Genomic DNA, 19,857 nt, shown 5'->3' with positions numbered 1-19,857 from the left:
ATGCCCACCCATCTGGTGACGGGTGCCGGTTCCGGCATCGGCGCCGTCGTCGCGCAGCGTCTCCTGGAGCGAGGGGACGACGTCGTCGTGCTCGCGCGAGATGCGGGTCGCGCCCGTGAGATGACGGCCGCGCTGCCCGGGGCGACCGCGCTCGTCGGAGATCTCGCGCAGCCCGGTCGGCTGTCGTGGGCATTCTCGAAGCAGCCCCTGCCTGAGCGCATCGACTCGCTCATCCACGTCGCGGGAGTCGTCGACCTCGGACCCGTGGCCGACCTGCCGCCCTCGCTGTGGGAGCAGCAGCTCGCCGTGAACCTCGTCGGTCCGGCGGAGCTGACCAGGCTGCTGCTGCCCGTGCTGCGGGTCTCGCGCGGACGGGTGATCTTCGTCAACTCCGGAGCGGGGCTCCACGCGCATGCCGGCTGGAGCGCGTACGCGGCATCCAAGCACGGGCTGCGCGCGCTGGCCGACGCACTCCGGGCGGAGGAGGCGGAGCACGGCGTGCTCGTGAGCTCGATCTACCCCGGGCGCACGGCGACGCCGATGCAGGAGCGCGTGCACCAGCAGGAGGGTCGTGAGTACGACGCCGAGCGCTTCATCACCCCGGAGAGCGTCGCGACGACCATCCTCACCGCTCTCGACCTGCCGTCCGACGCGGCGCTGACAGACCTCACCGTCCGGCCCGCCCGCTGACCCGTCTGCCGTCGATCGGCGCGGTTGTCAAGGGGCTCGGTTCTCTTCGTCGCGCCGGAGATGATCTCCGCGGGGAGAGAGTCTTGGAGGACTGTCACATGAATGGAGATCCGGAGCCGAGATACGTGCTCAACCGCATCACCCCGTCGGAATGGGTGATCAACGACCGGCGGTACGCCGAGAACGACCCTCGCTACGTCGTGGCGTGCGTGTACGAGTACGCGGAGACGGAGGTGGAGGTCGTGTGGTTGCGCGATCTCCCTCTGGCCATCCGCTACTCCACCGCGTACGACGTGCTGGAAGACGTCTCGCGCGTGCAGGATTCGAGCCGGGCGACGCGTCCGATCGCCATCCCGCACCTGCCGCCGCTGCTCGCGACCTGAGTGCCCCGCCTTCGCGCAGGTGGGCGACCATTGCCGGTCGGCCCGTCAGGCGCTGAGGCGGGTCCGCCGCGCCAGCATCCCGCGGTCGGCCCTGGTCTGCGGAGGGATCGCCGACAGCAGCGACTGCGTGTACGGGTGGGTCGGGGTGCGGTAGACCGTCTCGGTGTCGCCGACCTCGACCATGTCGCCGAGGTACATCACGGCCACGCGGTCGGCGATGTGGCGCACGAGTGACAGGTCGTGCGCGATGAATACGATCGACATTCCGAGGCGCTCGCGCAGATCGCACAGCAGGTCGATGATCTGCGCGCGGATCGAGACGTCCAGTGCCGAGACCGGCTCGTCGCAGACCAGGACGTCTGGATCGAGGGCCAGGGCCCGTGCGATGCCGATGCGCTGCCGCTGGCCGCCGGAGAACTGATGGGGGAAGCGCGAGCCCATCTCCGGTGACAGCCCGACGAGCTCGAGCAGTTCCGCGACGCGCTCCCGACGGCTCGCCGCCGTGCCGGTGCGCGTGGCCGCGAGCGGCTCGGCGATGAGCTGCTGCACCGTCATCCGGGGGTTCAGGGACAGGTAGGGGTCCTGGAAGACCATCTGCACACCCCTGCGCAGCGTCTTGCGGTCCTGCAGGCGACCACGGGTGACGTCGCTGTCGCGATACACGAGGGTCCCGGCGTCGGGGGAGTCCAGGCCCACCAGCATCCTGGCGAGGGTGGACTTGCCGCTGCCCGACTCGCCGACGATCGCGAGGATCTCGCCGCTGCGCAACTCCAGGTCCACTCCGGCCACGGCGGCGACGCGGTGCGCACGACGACCGCTGCCCGAACGGAAGGTCCGCTCGACGGCGGTCGCCCGCAGGATCGGCGTCGACGCGTCGTCCTGGACGGCGGCGCTCACGTCCTTCGGCATCGAGTCGAGCAGCTGCGTGGTGTACGGATGCTGCGGTGCGGTGAGCACGTCGTCGGCGCTGCCCGACTCCACGATGCGGCCGTGGCGCATGACGGCGACGCTGTCCGCCACCTCCATCACGACGCCGAGGTCGTGCGTGATGAGCAGGATGCCCATGCCCAGCCGGTCGCGCAGGGAGAGCAGCAGGTCGAGGATCTGCGCCTGCACCGTGACGTCGAGCGCCGTGGTGGGCTCGTCGGCGATGATGAGATCGGGATCGAGGGCGATCGCCATGGCGATGAGGATGCGCTGGCGCTGTCCTCCGGAGAACTGGTGAGGGTAGTCGTGCACGCGTTTCTCGGGCACGGGGATGCCGACGAGAGTGAGGAGCTCGACCGCCCGAGCGCGAGCGTCGCGGCGGGACATGCGGCGATGGGCGCGGAGAAGGTCGCCGAGCTGATCGCCGATGCTCAACACCGGGTTGAGGGCCGACAGGGCGTCCTGCATGACGAGGCTGACCCTCACACCGCGTAGGCGTCGATGCTCCTCGGGGGAGAGAGTCAGCAGATCGGTGCCGCCGAGCGCGAGCGTGTCGGCGTGCACCTCCCCCTCGTCGATGAGCCCCATGATCGCGCGGGCGGTCATCGACTTGCCCGAGCCGGATTCGCCGAGCAGTGCGAAGACCTCGCCGCGGCGCACCGAGAGGTCGATGCCGTCGACGACGCGGTTGCTCCGGCCGTCTCCGGTGAGCGTGACGGTGAGTCCGGCGACCTCGAGCACGGTGCCGTCTCCGGGTGCAGACGTGTTCTCCATGGACACATCATGCCACCACATCCGACCCGAATTGTTTCGAACAGGAAACATCTCAGCCGAATTTTCGCAAAGTAGTTGACACCGGCGCCGAAATCATCGAGATTCGAGGAAATCTCCCTTCGTCGGACGGGAGAGGCATCCCGCACCACCGAAACGAAGGAGCATTCGTGCTCGAACAAGCTGACCGCTATGACGGCTACACCGCCTACGAGTACCTCGAAGCGGGCAAGGACTACCGCGAGTTCCGCTACGCCAAGCAGATCGGCCGCGTCCCCGCCTACGAGGGCCTCGAGCTGACCGACGCGCAAAAGGAGCGCACCGAGCGCCTGCTGCGCGAGGAGACCGTGATCTCGCTGCACGAGCACGTGCAGGTCTTCCCTGAGGACATGGGCGAGCTGCGCGACCACATCCGCCAGGGCCGCGAACCCACCGGATACCAGGGCCTCGCGCGCTCCGGCCTCACCGCTGTCTTCGACAACGGCATGGACGGCACCTGCTGTATCTCGAGCGACGCCGGCTGGAAGTACCAGGACGTGCTGTTCGACCTGGGCGTGCGCATGGCCGACCTCGCCCATCAGGACTTCGTCATCAAGGCCGAGTCGATCAAGGACATCCGGTACGCGGCCGAGACCGGACGCGTCGCGCACATCTTCGCGCTCGAGGCGTCGACCATGATCGAGAACGAGGTCGACCGGCTCGACGTGCTCTACGGCTTCGGCGTGCGACAGATGGGCATCGCGTACTCCGAGGCGAATATGCTCGGCGGCGGTCTCAAGGAGCGCGGCGACGGGGGCCTCACCTACTTCGGCGAGCGCGCTGTGGAGCGCATGAACAAGCTCGGCATCGCGATCGACATCTCCCACTCGGGCGACCAGACGTGCCTCGACGTGATCGCGCACTCGACGAAGCCCGTGTTCATCACACACGCCGGTGCCCGGGGTCTCTGGCCCACGAACCGCATGAAGACCGACGAGACGATCATCGAGTGCGCGAAGCGCGGTGGCGTCATCGGCATCGAGGCCGCGCCGCACACGACGATCTCGCCGCAGCATCCGAAGCACTCGCTGGAGTCGGTCATGGACCACTTCCAGTACTGCGTCGACCTCGTCGGCCTGGAGCACGTGAGCTTCGGGCCCGACACGCTGTTCGGCGACCACGTCGGACTGCACGACGCGTTCTCGTCGAACCTCTCCCTCGGCCAGGCTCACGCCAACGTCGAGTACGAGAAGCAGCCGTACGTCGACGGGATCGAGAACCCGGCCGAGGCCTTCTACAACATCATCGGCTGGCTCGTGAAGCACGACTACTCCGACGACGAGATCCGCGCGGTCGTCGGCGGGAACACCATGCGCGTACTCGAGGAGGTCTGGGTCTGATGAAGCACAAGAGATACCTCGCCCTCGGTGCGGCCGCGGCACTCGCCGTGAGCCTCACCGCGTGCGCCCCATCCGCTCCGGAGCCGGGGGAGTCGTCCTCCAGCACCGGGCCGAGCGACGAGACGCTCAGCATCGGCACTACGACGGACGTCGTCAACTTCAACCCGGTGCTCGGCAACAGCCGCACGGACTCGTGGATCACCAACCTGATGTACCCGCATTTGCTGAGCATCAGCGAGGACGGGACGAAGGAGGAGCACGTCGCCACCGACTGGGGCTACGTGGACGACACCACCGGGTTCTACGAGATCCGCGACGACCTGACGTGGAGCGACGGCGAGCCGTTGACCGCCGAGGATGTGGCGTGGACGCTGAACGCGGTCAAGCGCGACCAGGCGCCCGGCACGTTCTACGGCCAGCTCGGCAACCTCGACACGGCCACGGCGGTGTCGGACACGCGGGTCGAGCTGACGCTGACCCAGCCGGACTCCTCGATCATCGACGAGATCGGCTTCTGGGGCGTCGTGGTTCCGCAGCACGTCTTCGAGCCGAAGGGGTCGATCGCGGAGTTCGCGAACGACGGAAGCGACGGCGGCTGGGTCGGCATGGGGCCGTTCATCCTCGACGACTTCCAGGTCGGGCAGCACTACACGCTGAAGCGCGTCGAGGACTACCCGCTCGTCGACGGCGGGGTGCCGGGACCGGCCGAGGTGGTCTACCGCGTGTACCCCGACGTGAACACCGAGATCCTCGCCCTGCAGAGCGGTGAGATCGACGTGATCGCGAACGCGCTGCCGCCGGCGCAGGTCGAGCAGCTCAGCAACGCGAGCGGGCTGCAGGTCATCGAAGCCCCGGGCCTCGGATACGCCCACCTCGTCTACAACATGGAGAAGCCCGACCTCGCGAAGACCGAGGTGCGGCAGGCGCTCGCCCATGCGGTCGACTACGAGGCGATCCGCACGGTCGTGCTGCAGGGCCAAGCGGTGTCGACGGGCTCCAGCGCCCTCATGCCCGTGCTCGCCAAGTACTACGACGACTCCGTGGAGGAGTACGAGTTCGATCCGGAGAAGGCGCGCTCGCTCATGGAGGAGGCCGGGTACACGGCTGACGCCGACGGCGTCTTCCCCATCTCCTTCCGGCTGATCTACTCGCTGCAGGACAGCGTGACGAGCCAGTGGGCGCAGCTGGTGAAGGACACGGCGGCTGAGGCCGGCATCACGATCGAGCTGCAGGGCACCGAGCGGAACACGTACCTCTCGATGACCAACGCGGGCGACTACGACATCTACGCCGGCAACTTCGCGATCATGGACGACCCCGTCACGAACTTCGCGCTGTCGTACCTCCCCGGAGGAGCGATCAACTACACCCACGTCGACGACCCCGAGCTCAACGCCCTGATCGAGGAGGGCATGGTCACGTTCGACGAGGACGAGAAGATCTCGATCATGCGCGAGGCGAACAAGATCGTGCACGAGCAGGTCTACGACAACATCATGTACACGCAGAACCTCTTCTTCGCAGCCAGCGACGAATGGGCCGGCTTCATCTCGAAGCCGAGCGAACTGCTCTCGATCGTGAACCCGCTCTCGCTCGCGAGCGCGCACCCGGTCGAGTAACAACCCCCACTCTCGAGGAAGGTCGCCCGGGTGTCCCGAGCATCGTTCATTCTCAGCCGCGCAGGGCGAGGCCTGCTCACGATCTGGTTCGCCGTGACCGTGACGTTCCTGCTGCTCCGCCTGCTCCCCGGCGACCCGGCGCTCGCGCTGGCGAGCCCGAACATGACGGACGAGATCCGGGCGACCATCCTCGAGCAGTACGGCCTGGATCAGCCGCTGCTCATCCAGTACGGCCTCTACATGTGGCAGCTCGTGCAGGGCAACCTGGGGATCTCCTTCACCCAGTCGATCCCTGTGCTCGACGTCCTGCTCCAGCGGCTCCCGTGGACGCTGCTGCTCACCGTGACGGCGCTCGTGCTCACGATCGTCATCGGCATCCCGCTCGGCGTGGCCGCGGCATCCTTCAAAGGCCGGTTCATCGACCGGGCCGTGCAGGTGCTCGGGGTGACGGGCCAGTCGCTCTTCGTGCCGAGCGTGGCGATCCTCCTGCTCTTCGTGTTCGGGCTGAACCTCGGCTGGTTCCCGATCGGCGGGGCCTACACGAACAACACGTACGGGATGGACTGGTACCTCAGTGTCGCGCAGCATCTCGTGCTGCCGGCCGTGTCGCTCATGCTGATCCAGGTGGGGTCGTACGTGCTGACGATGCGGTCGACCCTCATCGAGACCCTCAGTGAGGACTACATCCTCCTCGCCAAGGCGAACGGCCTGCGCGGGCGGCGCATCCTCTGGAAGCACGCGCTGCGCAACGCCCTGCTGCCCACCACGACCCTGATCGGCCTGCAGCTCGGCTTCCTGGTCGGAGGCGCCGTGCTCACCGAGACGGTGTTCGCCTACCCGGGCATCGGCCGCGGTATCTACGAGGCCGTCACGCAGCTCGACTTCCCCGTGCTGCAGGGTGCTTTCCTCATGCTCGCCGTGACCGTCGTGGTCGCGAACACCATCACCGACATCGTCTACGGCTACCTCGACCCGAGAGTGAAGACGTCATGACCGCTCCTCTTCTCCCCACCGCCGAGGGCGCGCCCCTCACCGAACCGGCCGCAGTCGGCAGCGAACGGGCGAGCGCGCACACGTGGCGCGCATTCCGCCGGGACCCGCTCGGGATGATCTCGCTCGCGCTGCTCCTGCTGCTGGTGGTCGTCGCGCTCGCCGCACCGCTGATCGCCCCCTACCCGGCGAGTTACGGTCCCGACGTCCTGCGTCCGCCGGGCGCCGGTCACTGGTTCGGCACGGACGCGCTCGGTCGCGACGTGTACTCCGAGGTCATCTGGGGAACGCAGCAGAGCGTGCTCGTCGCCGTCGCGGCATCCGTCATCGCGATCATCTTCGGCACGATCATCGCGGTCATCGGGGCGTACTTCCGGCGCCTCGACGGCATCATCAGCGTCATCGTCGACATGACGCTGTCGCTGCCCGTGCTGCCGCTCATGATCCTCATCGCGGCGCTCGTCGGCCCGAGCACGACGACGATCATCCTCGTGGTCGCGGCGTTCTCCTGGCCCGAGGTGACGCGTCTCGTGCGGTCGCAGGCTCTCACGGTCGTCGGACTGCCGTACGTCGACGCGGCGCGCCTCATGACGACCTCGCCCTTCTGGATCATCACCCGCCACCTCCTCCCCGCGGTCACCCCGGTCGTCGTCGTCTCGGTCGTCGTCACCGCCTCGCGGGCGGTCCTCTCGGCTGCCGGACTGGCCTTCCTCGGCCTGGGCGATCCGACCACATGGTCGTGGGGTCGCATCCTCTACGAGGCCCAGCAGGCCGGTGCGATGGTCAGCGCGTGGTGGCTCACGCTGTTCCCCTCGATCGCGATCCTCATCCTCGTGCTGTCGGCGACGCTGCTCTCGATCGCCTACAACGACGCCCGCAATCCCCGTCACCTCAAGCGATGACCGGAACGGATGACATGAACGACTTCGATCAGAGACTCGCCCCCGCGTTCTTCGACCGCACGCAGGAGCGCGTCCGCACGATGATGGCCGAGGAGGGCTTCGACGCGTTCCTCACCGATCACCCCGAGGACATCGCCTACCTCACCGGGTTCTTCCACCACCCGTCCGAGCGTCCGGTCGCGGTGTGGGTCGAGGCGTCGGGGCGTACCGTGATGCTGCTCCCGGAACTCGAGCGGGAGTACGCCGAATCGCAGTCCGCCCATGCGGAGCTCGTCGCCTTCTTCGAGTACCCGGGCATCGTGGCACCCTTCCAGGTGCTCGCCGATGCGGTCGCACCCGCGCGGCGCGTGGGGTTCGCATCGACCATGCCCTACGTCCGCCTCGCGGCGGCTCGCGCAGCGTTCGAAGCGGCCCAGCTCGTGGGTTCCGACCTCACGATCCGTGCTCGGTACGTGAAGTTCCCCGAGGAGGTCGTGCTGCACCGGGAGGCGGCCAGGATCACCGACCGGATGCTGGACGCCGGCGTGCAGCTGGTGGTCGACGCCGTGGCCGCCGGGGGAGACCTCCCGACCGAGACCGAGCTGGAGAGGCACGTCACCGCCGCGGGCACCCGCCTCATGTACGCCGAGCACCGCAACGTCGTCGTGGCCTCGCTGCTCGCCGGCGGGCTGGTGTACTCCGGCGCGAACTCCGCCTTCCCGCACGGGCTGCCCTCGGTCAACAGGCTGCGCGAGGGCGATACGTTCATGCTGTCGCTCGGATGCGCGGTCGGCGGGCGCTTCATCGAGGGGGAGCGCACCTTCGTCCTCGGCGAGCCGACGGCCGAGCAGCGCCGCTACCACGACACGGTCCACGCCGCGCAGCAGCTCGGTCGCGAGACGATCAGGGCCGGTATCGAGGGCAGGGAGGCGAACAGGCTCTGCCTCGACGTCATCCGCGGCGCGGGCCTCGGCGACTACGTCCGTCACCGTCAGGGGCACGGCATCGGGCTCGGCATGCACGAGGCGCCCTGGCTCGAAGACGGCGATGCGACGGTGCTGCTGGCCGGCATGGTCGTCTCCAACGAACCCGGCATCTACGTACCGGGGCACGCGGGGTACCGCATCAGCGACAGCATGCTCATCACCGACGACGGAGCGGAGCCCCTCACCACGTTCCCGCGCGGACTCGACGACTGCACCATCCCGCTCTGAAGCACCGACCCTCACAGGAAGAAGACGACGCATGACAACCACACCGCCGGTCTCACCCGAGTTCGCCGCAGCCACCACCGATCACCAGTGGGTCGAGATCAACGGCAATCACCTCGCCGTCGAAGTGCTCGGCCCGGAGGGCGCCCCCGCGATCATCACGCATCACGGCGCCCCCGGCCTCGGTTCGCGCGCAGAGCCGCGCGCGAGCTTCGGACGCCTCGCCGACGAGTACCGGGTGGTCGTGTTCGACGCCCGCGGGAGCGGCCAGAGCGAGGGCAACGGCACGTTCAGCCACGAGCAGTGGGCCGCCGACATCGACGGCCTGCGCGAGTGGATCGGCGCCGAGCGCATCGTCATGGCGGGAGGCTCCTACGGCGGATTCATGGCGATGGAGTACGCCCTGCGCTACCCCGACCGCGTGGCGGCCGTCGTGCTGCGCGACACCTCGCCCGACGACTCCAACGCGCATCTGGCGCGCGAGAACGCGCTGGCGTCGGACCGCGTGAGCATCGACATGGAGAAGTTCGACCGCATCGACGTCGGCAAGGTCCGCGACAACGAAGACCTCAAGGACTGCTGGCGCGAGATCCTCCCGCTGTACGACTTCCACTACGATCCGGATGCCGTGGAGCGGAAAGTCGAGGCGACGCCCTACCGTTACGAGGCGCACAACTACGCGTTCTCGGTGAACCTGCCCAACTACGACCTGAAGCCGCGCCTGCCCGAGATCTCGGTTCCGACACTCATCACCGTGGGCCGGACGGACTGGATCACGCCAGTATCGTGTAGCCAGACGATCGCCGATCTCATCCCGGACTCCGAGATGGTGGTGTTCGAGAAGTCGGGGCACTCCCCGCAGATCGAGGAGGCAGAGGCGTGGACGGACACGGTGCGCACGTTCCTGCACCGGGTGTACCCGCCGACGGCATGAGCAGCGCGCCACTCGTGAGGGACGTCAGCGACCTCGACCGGCGCATCGTCGTCGCCCTGCAGCAGGACGGACGGGCGAGCTGGACCTCGATCGCCGAGTTCGCCGGAGCCTCGGTGTCGACCGTGACCAGGCGCGGGCAGCAGCTGCTCGCCGAGGGGATCGTGCGGGTCGGCATCGTGCCGACGCTGGGGAGCGAGGGGCACGTCGAGACGTTCTTCGTGCGGATCAACTGCACGCCCGGTTCGCAGCTCACGGTCGCGGAGGCGCTCATCGGGTCGCAGTACGTGCGATTCGTCACCCTGGTGACCGGGAAGTTCGATGTGTTCGCCGAGGTCGTCATCCCCGGGGACTCCGCGAACTACGCCCATGTCCTCACGGATCTGCAGGCCATCCCCGGCGTCGAGCGCTGGCGCAGCGACCTGGTGGTGCACACCTACAAGGTGAGCTTCGACTGGGGGCGTCAGCTGTACGACTCGCACGCCGAGGCGACGTCCGACCCGCAGTCGTACATGCCCGCGCCCAATACGTGCGATCCGTCGCATTTCGACGATGCGGATCGAGCGATCGTGCGCGAGCTGAGCGACAACGGGCGTGCATCGTTCCTCTCGATCGCGGCCACGCTCGACATGAACGAGAGCAGCGTCCGTCGGCGGTATGAGCGGATGCGATCGGCGGGGTGCCTCACGACGGTGACGATGGTGCCGGCATCCGCCCTCGGCATGAGCGCCGAGACGCTGCTCATGCTGCGGGTCGAGCCGTCGCGCCTGGCCTCGGTCGCGCAGACGCTGTCGCAGCACGTCTCGGTGCGGTTCCTCGCCGCCGTGCTCGAGGAGAACTCGCTCTACTGCGAGATCATCCTCCCGAGCACTGAGACGCTGCACGACTTCCTCACCGGGACGATCGCTCAGCTCAAGGGCGTGAAGGGGTGGGATGCGGCCATGGAGCTCGTGTTCATGAAGCGCGGCTTCATCGAGACGCCGTGGTGGCGCGGCCAGGTCGCGTCAGCCGGAGCGAGCTGAGCCGACGGGCGGTCGCCCGCCGGCCCGGCTCGATGGGATCAGTCGCCTTCCGCGGCGATGCGGTCGGCGTCGGCGCTGTCGATGAGGTCCGGATTCGCATCGGGGTCGAGCTCGCGCTCGCCCTCGACCTCGCGTGTCGGCTCTTCCGGCGACTCGTCACCGTCGCCGAGCGGCGGAACCGGAGGGATCGGGGGTGGGGGGTTGCTGGTCATTGCCTGCTCCTCTCGTCGTGAGTGCTGCCACGGTACGACGCGATCCGACGCGAGGGGAGTCGGTTGACGGCGCGGTCCGGCGGGGCTAGGCGGGGAGGTCAGACCGTTTCGGGTCGCTTTTTGCGGAAGGGTCGTGCCGGCGTGTGCGGCCCATCCCAGACGGTGATGATTCCCCAGGCGACGGCGGCGATGGGGACGGACAGCACGGCGCCGACGATTCCGCCGAGAATCGTCCCGGTGGTCAGGGCGAGCAGGATGACGAGGGCGTGCAGCTTGAGCGAGCGGGCCATGACGACCGGCTGCAGGAAGTTTCCCTCGAGCTGATTCACGAGCACGACGATGCCGACGACGATCAACGCGGCGACGGGGCCGTGGGTCACGAGCGCGACGAGGGCGGCGAGGATGCCCGCTGCTGTCGCTCCGACGAGCGGGATGAACGCGGTCAGGAAGACGATGACCGCCAGGGGGATGGCGAGGGGGATCTGCAGGATCGCCAGGCCGATGCCGATTCCCAGAGCATCCGCCGCGGCGACGATCGACGTGCCTCGCACGTACCCGCCGAACACGTCGACGGTCTTGTCGCCGATGCGGCGAGCCCGCTCGTAGCTCTCGCCCGTGAAGGGGCGCAGCAGGAACTCCCAGATGCGCGGGCCGTCCTTGAGGAAGAAGAACAGCACGACGATCATGAGCGCGAGTCCGGTGAAGAAGCTCGCGGTCGCGGAGACGCCGGCGAGCGCGCCGCGACCGAATGAGGCACTGGTGAGGAAGTCGCCGGCACTCGCCCAGACCTCGTCGAGGTCGATGGACGCGAAGTCGAACGGGAGGGTGTCGAGCCACGCTGTGACCTGTGTGATGCCGTCGGTCGCCGAGTCGACGAGGTCGTCCCACTGGGACCGGACCGTCAGCACGATCACCCAGATCACGCCGCCGAGCACGACGATGATGCCGATCAGCGCGATCCAGGTCGCGAGGATCGACGGCACTCCGCGGCGCCTCATGAGGGCGACGAGCGGATGGATGGCGCTCGCGAGGATCAGGGCGATCGTCACGGGGATGAACACGAGTGACAGCTGCGTGATGACGAGTACGCCGACCGCCACGAGCGCGAGCACCGCCAGGGTCTGCAGGCTCCGCGTCGCCGCCAAGCCCCATCCTCGGGCCCAGAGGCTCCCCGCGTCCGGTGTCGTCGAGTCCGCGGTCGTCGGCTCCGGTCGTCGGAACAGTCCCATCACGTGCGCCTCCCGCTGTCCGCGCCGACGCCGGAATGACGAACGATCGCCCCGTCTTTCTATCCAGGCCCGCCGCCGATAGCAAGCCCCTGGCGCGCGGGTCGCGGAAGCCGCACGATTCTCGTATGCCGCCATCGAAGCGGCGGGAGAGGACGACACCAATGACCGACCAGACCCCCACCCAGCGCGTTGCGGAGCTCATCAAGGACTTCCGCTTCGCCATGCTTACGACCCGCAACGCGGAGGACCGGCTCGTCGCCCACCCGCTCACGGTGCAGGAGGCCGAGTTCGACGGCGACCTGTGGTTCCTCGTCGCGAAGGGCGCCACGTTCGTCACCGATCTGCGCGCGGACGATCGGGTCGGCGTCTCGCTGAGCTCGAACGACTCGTGGGTCTCTCTGTCGGGGCACGCCGAGCTCGTCGAGGATCGGGCCAAGATCCACGAGCTGTGGAGCCCGACCGTCGAGGCGTGGTTCACCGACGGACCCGACGATCCCGAGGTCGGCCTGCTGAAGTTCACGGCGGAGACCGCCGAGTACTGGGACAGCCCCGGAGGCAAGCTCGCCTCGCTGTTCAGCTTCGTGAAGTCGAAGGTCACAGGCGAGCAGTACGACGCCGAGAACGAGACGGTGCGCCTTCCCGAGCGGTAAGCACCGGGCGCCGCGTCCTGTGCGGCGCGGCGCCGGTTCTTCGGATCAGGCGAACCGGCGGCGGTGCAGTTCCCTGATCTCGGCTTCGAGCTCGGGCGCGGGGCCGTCGACGATCGCGGCCGGCACGACGTCGGTGATCGCGAGGGGTGCGACGGGCGACGGGCCGACGCCCCACTCGCGCAGCCACCCGCTCAGCTGCCGCGACGACGCCACGTAGACGATGCGGCCGAGTCCCACCCATCCGTGGCTCGCCGAGCACATCGGACAGTGCTCGCCGGACGTGTACACAGTCGCTGCGGCGCGCTCCTGTGCATCCAGGTTCATGGCCGCCCAGCGAGAGATCTCGAACTCCGGATGGCGCGTCGCGTCACCGTGAGCGACATGATTGCGGTCCTCGAACAGGGTCTCGCCGGTGGCCGAGACGAGCACCGATCCGAACGGTTCATCGCCGTCGTCGAGTGCCTCGCGCGCCAGTTCGATGCAGCGTCGGAGGTGGGTCAGGTCGGTGTCGGAGAGTGTCATGGTCGGACCTTCCGGGCGTCGGGGGAGAGCATGTGTGGACGAGTACGACGGCCCACCGGGACGAGGGCGAGGAGGATGCCGGCCGCGACGCCGCCGAGTCCACCCAGCACCATATCGCCGATGGTGTCCTGATAGGTGACGAAGATGTCGTCACTGATGTATCTCCAACCGAGCCACTCGATCATCTCCCACACCGCGCTGATGGCGAGCGCCAGCAGCGGCAGGAGGACGATCGGCGTGCGGCGGCTCAGCGTGTGCCCGCTCCCGTCGACCGCCGTCACGAGGCGGACGACGCTCGTGCGCGTGAGGATGACCGCGGCGATGACCGCCAGCACTCCGGTGCACAGGAAGTGGAGCACGAGATCCCAGCCCGTGACGGTGCGGTAGAGGTCGAACACGTTGCTCCACGCCGCGACGAGCACCGTCGCACACGCCGTGACGTCGAACCAGGCGGCGAGGCCGAGCATCCGAGGAAGCATGAGCGCGGGCAGCGCGAGCGCGGCGATTCCGGCATCCGTGGGTTTCAGCCAGATCGCGGCGGCGAGCACTCCGAGCACGCCGACGAGACGGAGGGCGTCCGCGAGCCACTCGCCGAGCGTCGTCGGCGGTCGCAGGAAGTCGTCCTTCACGCTGCGCCTCCGATGCGCAGGATGGCGTGCACGGGCAGATGGTCGGACGGGAAGACGCCGAAGAAGCGCCGAGCGTCGACAGCTGTCGATCGGACGTCGATGTCAGGCGTGGTGAGGATCCCGTCGATTCGTCTCGCCCCGATCCGTGGCGGCCGGTAGTTCGCGTGCGTGCCCCACTCCGGCGAGCGCCGGGTCTGAGCGGCCGTCCAGGCGTCGACGAGCAGCCCGTCGTGGAGCATCCGCCGCAGGGTGTTCGAGCGGGGGCCGGCGTTGAAGTCACCGAGCACGATCGTCGGCAGCGCCCGGGCGCCGATCAGGGAATGGATGCGGTCGACGGACCGATCCCGAGAGCGGACTGACAGCGGATCGAGGTGCGTGTTCACCGCGAGGAACACCAATCCCGTTCGGCGGTCCTCGAACTCCGCCCACACGAGGATCCGCGGGAACGGGGTTCCCCGATCCCGAGATCCCGCGCGGTCCGGCTCGTCGGACACGGCTTCCTGCCTCCATGCCCGCACGGTCAGACGGGTGCTGTCGTACAGCAGGGGAGTGCCCTCGCCGCGCCCCTCGGGTCCGCGCCCGCGACCGAGGCTGCGGTAGGCGTCGCCCAGAGCCGTGCGGACGGTCGGCATCGCGTGCGGCAGTGCCTCCTGAAGTGCGAGCACAGCGGGACGGCTCGCACGAAGCAGTGCCGAGACCGCCGGAGCCCTCGTGCTCCAGCGATCCGCCCGCCGCTGCAGGATGCGGTTGGTCGGCCGACGAAGATTGAAGGTCATCACGTGCAGATCGTCGGGATCGGACGGTCCCGCAGGTCCATCGCTCGACCGGGCGGGGATCGCGGGGTCGGATGCCGTCATGCGGCGATCCCGGCCGACGTACGCGCAGGCGAGGTGCGGCGACGCCGTGCGACGAGACGACGCCAGCGGCGCGGGGGGAAGTCCTCGGGCCAGTGCAGCATCACGCTCCGGAACCCTCGATGCACGCGACGTCCGAAGGCGCCCTGGGTCAGGGGTCGCATCGACATGCCCATCGACGATCCGGGCAGTCGGGCGATCGTGAACGCGTCGCCGAGGTGGAAGGCGAGGTCGAGGTCGTCGTGCACCTCGGCGTCGTCGCGGTGCACATCGTCTTTCACCTGCTCCCAGGCCGATCGGCGGAAGGCGAGGTTCGAGCCGAAGAGCGGCAGATGCCCCAGCGCCATCCCCGTCATCGCCGCGTACGCGCCGAGATAGAGCAGCGCGAGCGGTGCGCGGAGGGCGCGCGGGCCGTCGGTGAAGTGCGCGCGTCCCGTGAACGCGGCCACCTGCTCGGCGTGCGAGAAGGCGTCGCGCACCTCCGCGACCCAGGTCGGCGCGGGCACGCAGTCGGCGTCCAGGCGCAGCACGAGGTCTCCCTGCGCGGCGTCGTAGCCGGTCGACGCAGCGGCGGGGATGCCGGGTACGGGGCACGGGATGACGCGGGCGCCCGCAGCGCGTGCGACGACGGCCGAGTCGTCGGTCGAGCCGTTGTCGACGACGATCACCTCGTCGGGTGCCACCGTCTGCGCGGCGAGCGCGTCGAGGCAGCGGGCGAGCAGCGGGGCGTCGTCCTTGACCGGGATGACCACCGAGGTCCGGAGGTGCCCCGCATCGACCGACAGCTCCGGCATCCGTGCGCCTCCCATGACGTCACCGCACGGACGTCCGTCCATGCTCTCCTCCCACCCTACGGAGGGCAGGGGAGGGGCGTGGCCGGGTTGACGTGGCAGCCGTGCGGCGCTATCCGTGCGGCACGTGCCGGGAGCCCGCCGAGTCGAGGAGGTGCGGAAACGACAGAGGTCGAGGTCCCGCGGGACCTCGACGTCTTCTGGTGGACCAGGGCGGACTCCAGTCACATGAGTGGAAGCACGTCGAACGGCGGGAAGCCGTGTGGGAGCTGGCGAAGCGGGGCCTCGGCTTGTCGGGCTCTGCAGCTGACACGGGGCTCGACGGAGCGATCACGGAACCAAAAAGGCGGACTCGAACACCTCTAACGACCAAGCAGATAGAAGCGATTCACACGTCCCGAGACAGCGGCGAGAGTGTAACGTCGATCGCCCAGCGGTTCGAGGTGAGCCGGATGACGGCGTGGGAGAAGACGGCCCGAGCGACGCAATGCTCTGACTCGGATGCGTCATGACCCGTCGAAACGACCGCAGTAGACATAGCCTTGAGTCGATATCGTCCCTGATCTATACTGAAGGCATGTCTTGGGACGTGCGACTCTGGGAAGACGTGGAGTCGTGGGTCCTGGGGCTGGATGACGAGACCTACAACCTGATCGCGGCTGCGATCACTCGGCTGGAGTCCGAAGGGCCGACGCTCGGGCGGCCTACAGCGGATCGGATCAAGGGTTCGCGTCATCACAATATGAAGGAGCTGCGGCCCGGTTCGGCAGGGCGCAGTGAGATCAGGATTCTGTTCGCGTTCGATCCGAAACGCAGGGCCATCCTGCTCATCGCCGGAGACAAAGCGGGCAGATGGAAGCAGTGGTACGAGCAGAACATCCCGATAGCCGATGACAGGTTCGATGAGTGGCTGACGAGTGAGGAGGAGTGAGATGAGCACCAAGACAAAGACCACCGCATGGAGCGACGTGCGCGCTAAGCGCCCCGTCGACCAGGCTGCGGTTGCCGAGCATGTTGCCCGGATGGAGGCCGAGGAGCGCGCCTACCGACTAAGAGAGATCCGCGAAGAGCAGGGCGTGACGCAGAAGGAACTCGCCGACCGCATGGCCATCACCCAGCCCACCATCTCAGCCCTCGAAGCAGGTAACCTCGATCGCTCCGGGCTCGCCACTTTGAAGTCCTACGTCGAAGCCCTCGGCGGCACCGTCGAAGTCACGGCTACATTCGGCAGCCGGAAGCTGGTGCTGTCGCCACACGAGTAGCCGATCGGGCCAGACGACCCGCGTCGATGGCGGGGCAACGTCGCGGGTCATGTCCAACACCCGATGCTTCATGCTTCCCGGATGTCGAGCAAACGTAGTCACGAGCCGGGCGCGGGTAATCTCAAAGGCATGAGCAACGTGGTCGGTGCCCAGGCAAGCCGAGAAGAAGAGATCGCCTTCCTCGCTATGGAAGAAGTGCTCGGTATCCAAATCCAGCTTGCGGACGCGGGCGCTGGCAACAAGGTACCCGACGGGGCTTGGATCTACCCCGGCGGTGAAGGTCGGCAAGGAATCGTCGAGATCACTTCACCCCCGGCGACGAGCCTGATGAGTGAATGGGCAACTGCGAAACGTAACGGTACACCGCAGAGCGAGAGCGGATCAGTGCCCACGCGCTTCGGTGAACTCGCAGAGGTCTGCACCGAGATGCTCGCGGAAGACTGGGCGCAGGAGAATCTCGATAAACTCCTCGCGCGGGCTGCGGACGAGAGGCACCTGTTCCTCTTCGGCCGAGGCCACGACATATTGCACTATTTCTACAGACTCTCTGACTCTTGCGGTGACGCCCCCTCTGAGCCCGTCCAGGACCTGGTGCTTCCGGAGGGAATCTCGGACGTCTGGTTCCGCGGTCGCTCCACACGTGACGCGCAGGATCGACAGGGTTCTTCAACGGTTCAGCTGGCGCGATTTCAAAGCGGCATCGGATGGCACCGCTATGTGGCAAGCATGGAGGAGCGGCAGTTACCGTCGCCCAACCGGGGCATCGCCGACGACCCAGTGCCCGAAGGGTGGCGGCAGCCGAAAAACCGATCGCTCCCGCTTTCTGACGAATGACGGCGCGATCGTTGGCAGGTTAGGACTTGTTCTCGGGGCGACGAAGTGACGCACTTCTAGAGACCGCTGGCGAACCGGTTCTGGCGGCGTGCCACTCACGCCATGCGCAGAGCAGCAGGTCACCCAACCTGGCGGGTCCAGTCCTGCAGGTACATTCGGATGCGAAGCAGCTCACGGTCATCGAGGTTGTTGTTGTGGGCGACGATGTTCCTAGACGCCTCGAGTTCGGTGAGTCGATTGATGACCCAGTTCTGATCTGGGAACAGGTCTTCGAAGGCTTCCCAGTTGCGTCGAATGATCGCAATCAAGTCGCCGAAGTCGGTGTAGTAGATCTCCTGGGCTCCACGGCGGATGTGCCAACGGTTGGCACCCTCCTTGTCTTGGCGCTGATCGACCTTTTTCCGGAGTTCGGACGACGCTCCAGATTCCCACCAATCCGACCCGAGCGCGTCCTGCATCCGTTCGACGACCAATTCACGGATCGAGTTCTCGAGACAAAAAAGCGCAAGATACGCAGGCAAAGCCTGGACGGCGCTGCGCCGGACCGCCGGAGAGAAGTCCTCTAGAGGCAGAACTCGCTGCACTGCACCGGGGTCTTCGGCTGCTCTGACGGAGATCCCCTCTGACTCCAAACTGTCTAGGAGGTCCTCCACGGCCATTCCTTTAAATAGCCAGTCACGAATCGCGGAATCGAGCGTCACTGCAGTTCCTCCCGAAGTGCCCTGAAGATCGCACGATAGACGGCGACGTCGGAGCTGGGGGGTAGGTGAAGGTGGATGTCATGATGCAGGCTGAGAGAGCTAGCAAGACTCGCGATTCCGGCGGTCTGCGTAGCCCGCGACGAGCCGTTCGATGCCGCCGCGCCATCCGGATCGCTCGTCTCAGAGCTCACAGGGGTGGCTGCGCCCGCCGCGACCGACCAGTCGGCATGTGAAGCGAAGGCCTTGAAGGTAGATGCCATCTTCTTTGCCACCGCGTCTCCCTGGCCGGTGACGGTCTTGAAGATATCGGTCAACTCAGTGGCCGATCGGGTGTGTGCGGCCTGGTCTGCCATGAAGATCGGCGACCAACCCTCGCGCAGGCCATCCGCCATCGCGCGGCCAGCCGTCGAAGCCGCTTTGAACTCGTTGTACCGCTGTAGCGGAGTTCCATCGGTGGCGATGAACCCCAACTGCTTTAGCATGCGCGGGAACGACCTGTCCTGTGAGGCCGTGAAGCCTAAGGTCGATTTTACGAACTCGACCGTGAACTTCGGCGGGGTGCCCGCTCCCTTGATCTTCTCCAGGATCAACGCGACGTTGCCGACACTAGGCATGTAGGGAAGGTCGGTTGCCACTGAAGTCTCCCTGTTGTTGACGGATAAAGAGAGTGTAGTGACCGGGTCTATTGCACGGATAGTTGCCGGTTCAGGCAGCAGAGCCAAGTCAACCCGCGCGATCTTCCTGTAGCTCAACGAAGGTGGCCTCCCGTGGCCCCGCATATACGGCGCCTGATTGATCTAGTGAGCCTCCACTTTGATGCCTCACACGTCTTTCAGAAGAGGCGTGCGGCCGTCAGCCCCACCGGTGCGTGCCCGTCCGCAGTACTCCACCTCAGAGGTGCCACGCCGCTGACCGGGCCACCCTCGCAAACCCACTGTTGAGACGGCACGCCTCTTGCAGATCGAGGTTTCGGACCCCTACGGATCAGTCGGAGACGGCGGGACAGCTCTGCCTGGATTTCGCGGATCGTCATGGCGAGCACTCCCGACGCCAGGAGACCGCTGCCCAGCGGTCCAAACGAGTTCTCCCCGAGCAGGGGCAGTCTCCACAGTGCTGCACGACGAGAGATTCGCAGTGCTCTCCGACGAGTTGGCCGGAATCGCCGCCAACCGGCGCGCTGAGTGACATAACTCGCGACTCATCTGAGACATATGTCCCGACTCATCACATGGTGGACCTGAGGGTGTCTGGGTTCAGGACATAGGCGACACGTGATCGGCGACACGTGAGTCGCGTCATAGGCGACAGTGGGGCATGTCGTCGAAGCATCGGGTCGTGGTGTTGAAGATCATCGCTGGAGAACTCTCGA

Annotated in this window: 22 protein-coding genes; 13 read left to right on the top strand and 9 right to left on the bottom strand. The window is 67.2% G+C overall.

The features are described 5' to 3' along the window. Both M3195_RS14680 and M3195_RS14675 read left to right on the top strand, forming a co-directional pair. Positions 1 to 690: an SDR family oxidoreductase gene (locus tag M3195_RS14680; protein ID WP_251588692.1), complete on the top strand. Its 690-nt coding sequence runs from the start codon at positions 1 to 3 to the stop codon at positions 688 to 690. 98 nt (positions 691 to 788) lie between these two features. Beyond that, complete coding sequence (locus M3195_RS14675) at positions 789 to 1,073, top strand: hypothetical protein (RefSeq protein ID WP_096715580.1); 285 nt, start codon at positions 789 to 791, stop codon at positions 1,071 to 1,073. Positions 1,074 to 1,118: 45 nt separating this feature from the next. On the opposite strand, the gene M3195_RS14670 is transcribed toward M3195_RS14675, so the two are convergent. After that, positions 1,119 to 2,774 (bottom strand): dipeptide ABC transporter ATP-binding protein, encoded by a 1,656-nt coding sequence (locus M3195_RS14670; protein ID WP_251588691.1) that lies wholly within the window; start codon positions 2,772 to 2,774, stop codon positions 1,119 to 1,121. A gap of 167 nt (positions 2,775 to 2,941) precedes the next feature. On the opposite strand from M3195_RS14670, the gene M3195_RS14665 reads away from it, so the two are divergent. Genes M3195_RS14665 through M3195_RS14635 form a run of 7 tightly spaced genes read left to right on the top strand, consistent with a single transcriptional unit; the run spans position 2,942 to position 10,804 of the window. Beyond that, the gene (locus M3195_RS14665) at positions 2,942 to 4,150 is read left to right on the top strand and encodes a dipeptidase (RefSeq protein WP_251588690.1); all 1,209 of its coding nucleotides are present in this window, start codon (positions 2,942 to 2,944) and stop codon (positions 4,148 to 4,150) included. Then, positions 4,150 to 5,769 carry an ABC transporter substrate-binding protein gene (locus M3195_RS14660; protein ID WP_251588688.1) on the top strand — a complete coding sequence of 540 codons (1,620 nt, stop codon included), beginning with the start codon at positions 4,150 to 4,152 and terminating at the stop codon, positions 5,767 to 5,769. The genes M3195_RS14665 and M3195_RS14660 overlap by 1 nt, the downstream gene beginning before the upstream one ends. Before the next feature lie 30 nt (positions 5,770 to 5,799). After that, on the top strand, positions 5,800 to 6,762 hold the full coding sequence (locus M3195_RS14655; protein WP_251588686.1) for an ABC transporter permease: 963 nt from the start codon (positions 5,800 to 5,802) through the stop codon (positions 6,760 to 6,762). Then, complete coding sequence (locus tag M3195_RS14650) at positions 6,759 to 7,661, top strand: ABC transporter permease (protein WP_251588685.1); 903 nt, start codon at positions 6,759 to 6,761, stop codon at positions 7,659 to 7,661. Before M3195_RS14655 ends, M3195_RS14650 begins: the two co-directional genes overlap by 4 nt. Beyond that, entirely contained in the window at positions 7,658 to 8,854 is a 1,197-nt protein-coding gene (locus tag M3195_RS14645) for a M24 family metallopeptidase (RefSeq protein WP_251588683.1), read from the top strand. Before M3195_RS14650 ends, M3195_RS14645 begins: the two co-directional genes overlap by 4 nt. Before the next feature lie 31 nt (positions 8,855 to 8,885). Then, positions 8,886 to 9,785, top strand: coding sequence for an alpha/beta fold hydrolase (locus M3195_RS14640; protein WP_251588681.1), 900 nt, complete (start codon positions 8,886 to 8,888; stop codon positions 9,783 to 9,785). Then, positions 9,782 to 10,804: an Lrp/AsnC family transcriptional regulator gene (locus M3195_RS14635; RefSeq protein ID WP_251588680.1), complete on the top strand. Its 1,023-nt coding sequence runs from the start codon at positions 9,782 to 9,784 to the stop codon at positions 10,802 to 10,804. Before M3195_RS14640 ends, M3195_RS14635 begins: the two co-directional genes overlap by 4 nt. A gap of 38 nt (positions 10,805 to 10,842) precedes the next feature. Here the strand turns inward: M3195_RS14635 and M3195_RS14630 are convergent, their stop codons facing one another. Together M3195_RS14630 and M3195_RS14625 are read right to left on the bottom strand one after the other, a co-directional pair. Next, on the bottom strand, positions 10,843 to 11,016 hold the full coding sequence (locus M3195_RS14630) for a hypothetical protein (RefSeq protein WP_251588679.1): 174 nt from the start codon (positions 11,014 to 11,016) through the stop codon (positions 10,843 to 10,845). A 98-nt stretch (positions 11,017 to 11,114) separates the two neighbouring features. Further along, positions 11,115 to 12,245, bottom strand: a complete 1,131-nt coding sequence (locus tag M3195_RS14625; protein ID WP_251588678.1) for an AI-2E family transporter — start codon at positions 12,243 to 12,245, stop codon at positions 11,115 to 11,117. A 161-nt stretch (positions 12,246 to 12,406) separates the two neighbouring features. On the opposite strand from M3195_RS14625, the gene M3195_RS14620 reads away from it, so the two are divergent. Further along, complete coding sequence (locus M3195_RS14620) at positions 12,407 to 12,895, top strand: pyridoxamine 5'-phosphate oxidase family protein (protein WP_251588677.1); 489 nt, start codon at positions 12,407 to 12,409, stop codon at positions 12,893 to 12,895. 45 nt (positions 12,896 to 12,940) lie between these two features. Here the strand turns inward: M3195_RS14620 and M3195_RS14615 are convergent, their stop codons facing one another. The 4 genes from M3195_RS14615 to M3195_RS14600 are packed head-to-tail and all read right to left on the bottom strand — an operon-like array spanning position 12,941 to position 15,736. After that, positions 12,941 to 13,417, bottom strand: a complete 477-nt coding sequence (locus M3195_RS14615) for a nucleoside deaminase (RefSeq protein ID WP_251588676.1) — start codon at positions 13,415 to 13,417, stop codon at positions 12,941 to 12,943. Next, on the bottom strand, positions 13,414 to 14,046 hold the full coding sequence (locus M3195_RS14610) for a hypothetical protein (protein ID WP_251588675.1): 633 nt from the start codon (positions 14,044 to 14,046) through the stop codon (positions 13,414 to 13,416). The genes M3195_RS14615 and M3195_RS14610 overlap by 4 nt, the downstream gene beginning before the upstream one ends. After that, positions 14,043 to 14,903 (bottom strand): endonuclease/exonuclease/phosphatase family protein, encoded by an 861-nt coding sequence (locus tag M3195_RS14605; protein WP_251588673.1) that lies wholly within the window; start codon positions 14,901 to 14,903, stop codon positions 14,043 to 14,045. The genes M3195_RS14610 and M3195_RS14605 overlap by 4 nt, the downstream gene beginning before the upstream one ends. Beyond that, positions 14,900 to 15,736, bottom strand: a complete 837-nt coding sequence (locus M3195_RS14600; protein ID WP_308211598.1) for a glycosyltransferase family 2 protein — start codon at positions 15,734 to 15,736, stop codon at positions 14,900 to 14,902. The genes M3195_RS14605 and M3195_RS14600 overlap by 4 nt, the downstream gene beginning before the upstream one ends. A gap of 532 nt (positions 15,737 to 16,268) precedes the next feature. Here M3195_RS14600 and M3195_RS14595 point away from each other — a divergent pair. From M3195_RS14595 to M3195_RS14585, 3 genes are all read left to right on the top strand, one after another. Next, complete coding sequence (locus M3195_RS14595) at positions 16,269 to 16,622, top strand: type II toxin-antitoxin system RelE/ParE family toxin (protein WP_251588672.1); 354 nt, start codon at positions 16,269 to 16,271, stop codon at positions 16,620 to 16,622. Between the two features lies 1 nt (position 16,623). After that, positions 16,624 to 16,953 (top strand): helix-turn-helix domain-containing protein, encoded by a 330-nt coding sequence (locus M3195_RS14590; RefSeq protein ID WP_251588671.1) that lies wholly within the window; start codon positions 16,624 to 16,626, stop codon positions 16,951 to 16,953. 129 nt (positions 16,954 to 17,082) lie between these two features. Continuing rightward, on the top strand, positions 17,083 to 17,787 hold the full coding sequence (locus M3195_RS14585) for a hypothetical protein (RefSeq protein ID WP_251588670.1): 705 nt from the start codon (positions 17,083 to 17,085) through the stop codon (positions 17,785 to 17,787). 119 nt (positions 17,788 to 17,906) lie between these two features. On the opposite strand, the gene M3195_RS14580 is transcribed toward M3195_RS14585, so the two are convergent. Further along, a complete protein-coding gene (locus M3195_RS14580; RefSeq protein WP_251588669.1) occupies positions 17,907 to 18,488 on the bottom strand; it encodes a Swt1 family HEPN domain-containing protein in 582 nt (193 codons plus the stop codon). Then, complete coding sequence (locus tag M3195_RS14575; protein ID WP_251588668.1) at positions 18,485 to 19,123, bottom strand: DUF5343 domain-containing protein; 639 nt, start codon at positions 19,121 to 19,123, stop codon at positions 18,485 to 18,487. Before M3195_RS14575 ends, M3195_RS14580 begins: the two co-directional genes overlap by 4 nt. Positions 19,124 to 19,857 lie beyond the last annotated feature (734 nt).

The organism is Microbacterium hydrocarbonoxydans (assembly GCF_023715885.1).
Classification (GTDB): Bacteria; Actinomycetota; Actinomycetes; order Actinomycetales; family Microbacteriaceae; genus Microbacterium; species Microbacterium hydrocarbonoxydans_C.
Note: the sequence above shows the minus strand (reverse complement) of the source record. Positions and strands in the feature narration are given on the sequence as shown.

Coding starts and splice junctions, on each gene's coding strand:
- M3195_RS14670 (WP_251588691.1), bottom strand. CDS start 2,774: ATGGAGAACACGTCTGCACCCGGAGACGGCACCGTGCTCGAGGTCGCC.
- M3195_RS14590 (WP_251588671.1), top strand. CDS start 16,624: ATGAGCACCAAGACAAAGACCACCGCATGGAGCGACGTGCGCGCTAAG.
- M3195_RS14620 (WP_251588677.1), top strand. CDS start 12,407: ATGACCGACCAGACCCCCACCCAGCGCGTTGCGGAGCTCATCAAGGAC.
- M3195_RS14640 (WP_251588681.1), top strand. CDS start 8,886: ATGACAACCACACCGCCGGTCTCACCCGAGTTCGCCGCAGCCACCACC.
- M3195_RS14630 (WP_251588679.1), bottom strand. CDS start 11,016: ATGACCAGCAACCCCCCACCCCCGATCCCTCCGGTTCCGCCGCTCGGC.
- M3195_RS14595 (WP_251588672.1), top strand. CDS start 16,269: ATGTCTTGGGACGTGCGACTCTGGGAAGACGTGGAGTCGTGGGTCCTG.
- M3195_RS14625 (WP_251588678.1), bottom strand. CDS start 12,245: ATGGGACTGTTCCGACGACCGGAGCCGACGACCGCGGACTCGACGACA.
- M3195_RS14605 (WP_251588673.1), bottom strand. CDS start 14,903: ATGACGGCATCCGACCCCGCGATCCCCGCCCGGTCGAGCGATGGACCT.
- M3195_RS14635 (WP_251588680.1), top strand. CDS start 9,782: ATGAGCAGCGCGCCACTCGTGAGGGACGTCAGCGACCTCGACCGGCGC.
- M3195_RS14645 (WP_251588683.1), top strand. CDS start 7,658: ATGACCGGAACGGATGACATGAACGACTTCGATCAGAGACTCGCCCCC.
- M3195_RS14585 (WP_251588670.1), top strand. CDS start 17,083: ATGAGCAACGTGGTCGGTGCCCAGGCAAGCCGAGAAGAAGAGATCGCC.
- M3195_RS14650 (WP_251588685.1), top strand. CDS start 6,759: ATGACCGCTCCTCTTCTCCCCACCGCCGAGGGCGCGCCCCTCACCGAA.
- M3195_RS14600 (WP_308211598.1), bottom strand. CDS start 15,736: ATGGACGGACGTCCGTGCGGTGACGTCATGGGAGGCGCACGGATGCCG.
- M3195_RS14615 (WP_251588676.1), bottom strand. CDS start 13,417: ATGACACTCTCCGACACCGACCTGACCCACCTCCGACGCTGCATCGAA.
- M3195_RS14675 (WP_096715580.1), top strand. CDS start 789: ATGAATGGAGATCCGGAGCCGAGATACGTGCTCAACCGCATCACCCCG.
- M3195_RS14660 (WP_251588688.1), top strand. CDS start 4,150: ATGAAGCACAAGAGATACCTCGCCCTCGGTGCGGCCGCGGCACTCGCC.
- M3195_RS14680 (WP_251588692.1), top strand. CDS start 1: ATGCCCACCCATCTGGTGACGGGTGCCGGTTCCGGCATCGGCGCCGTC.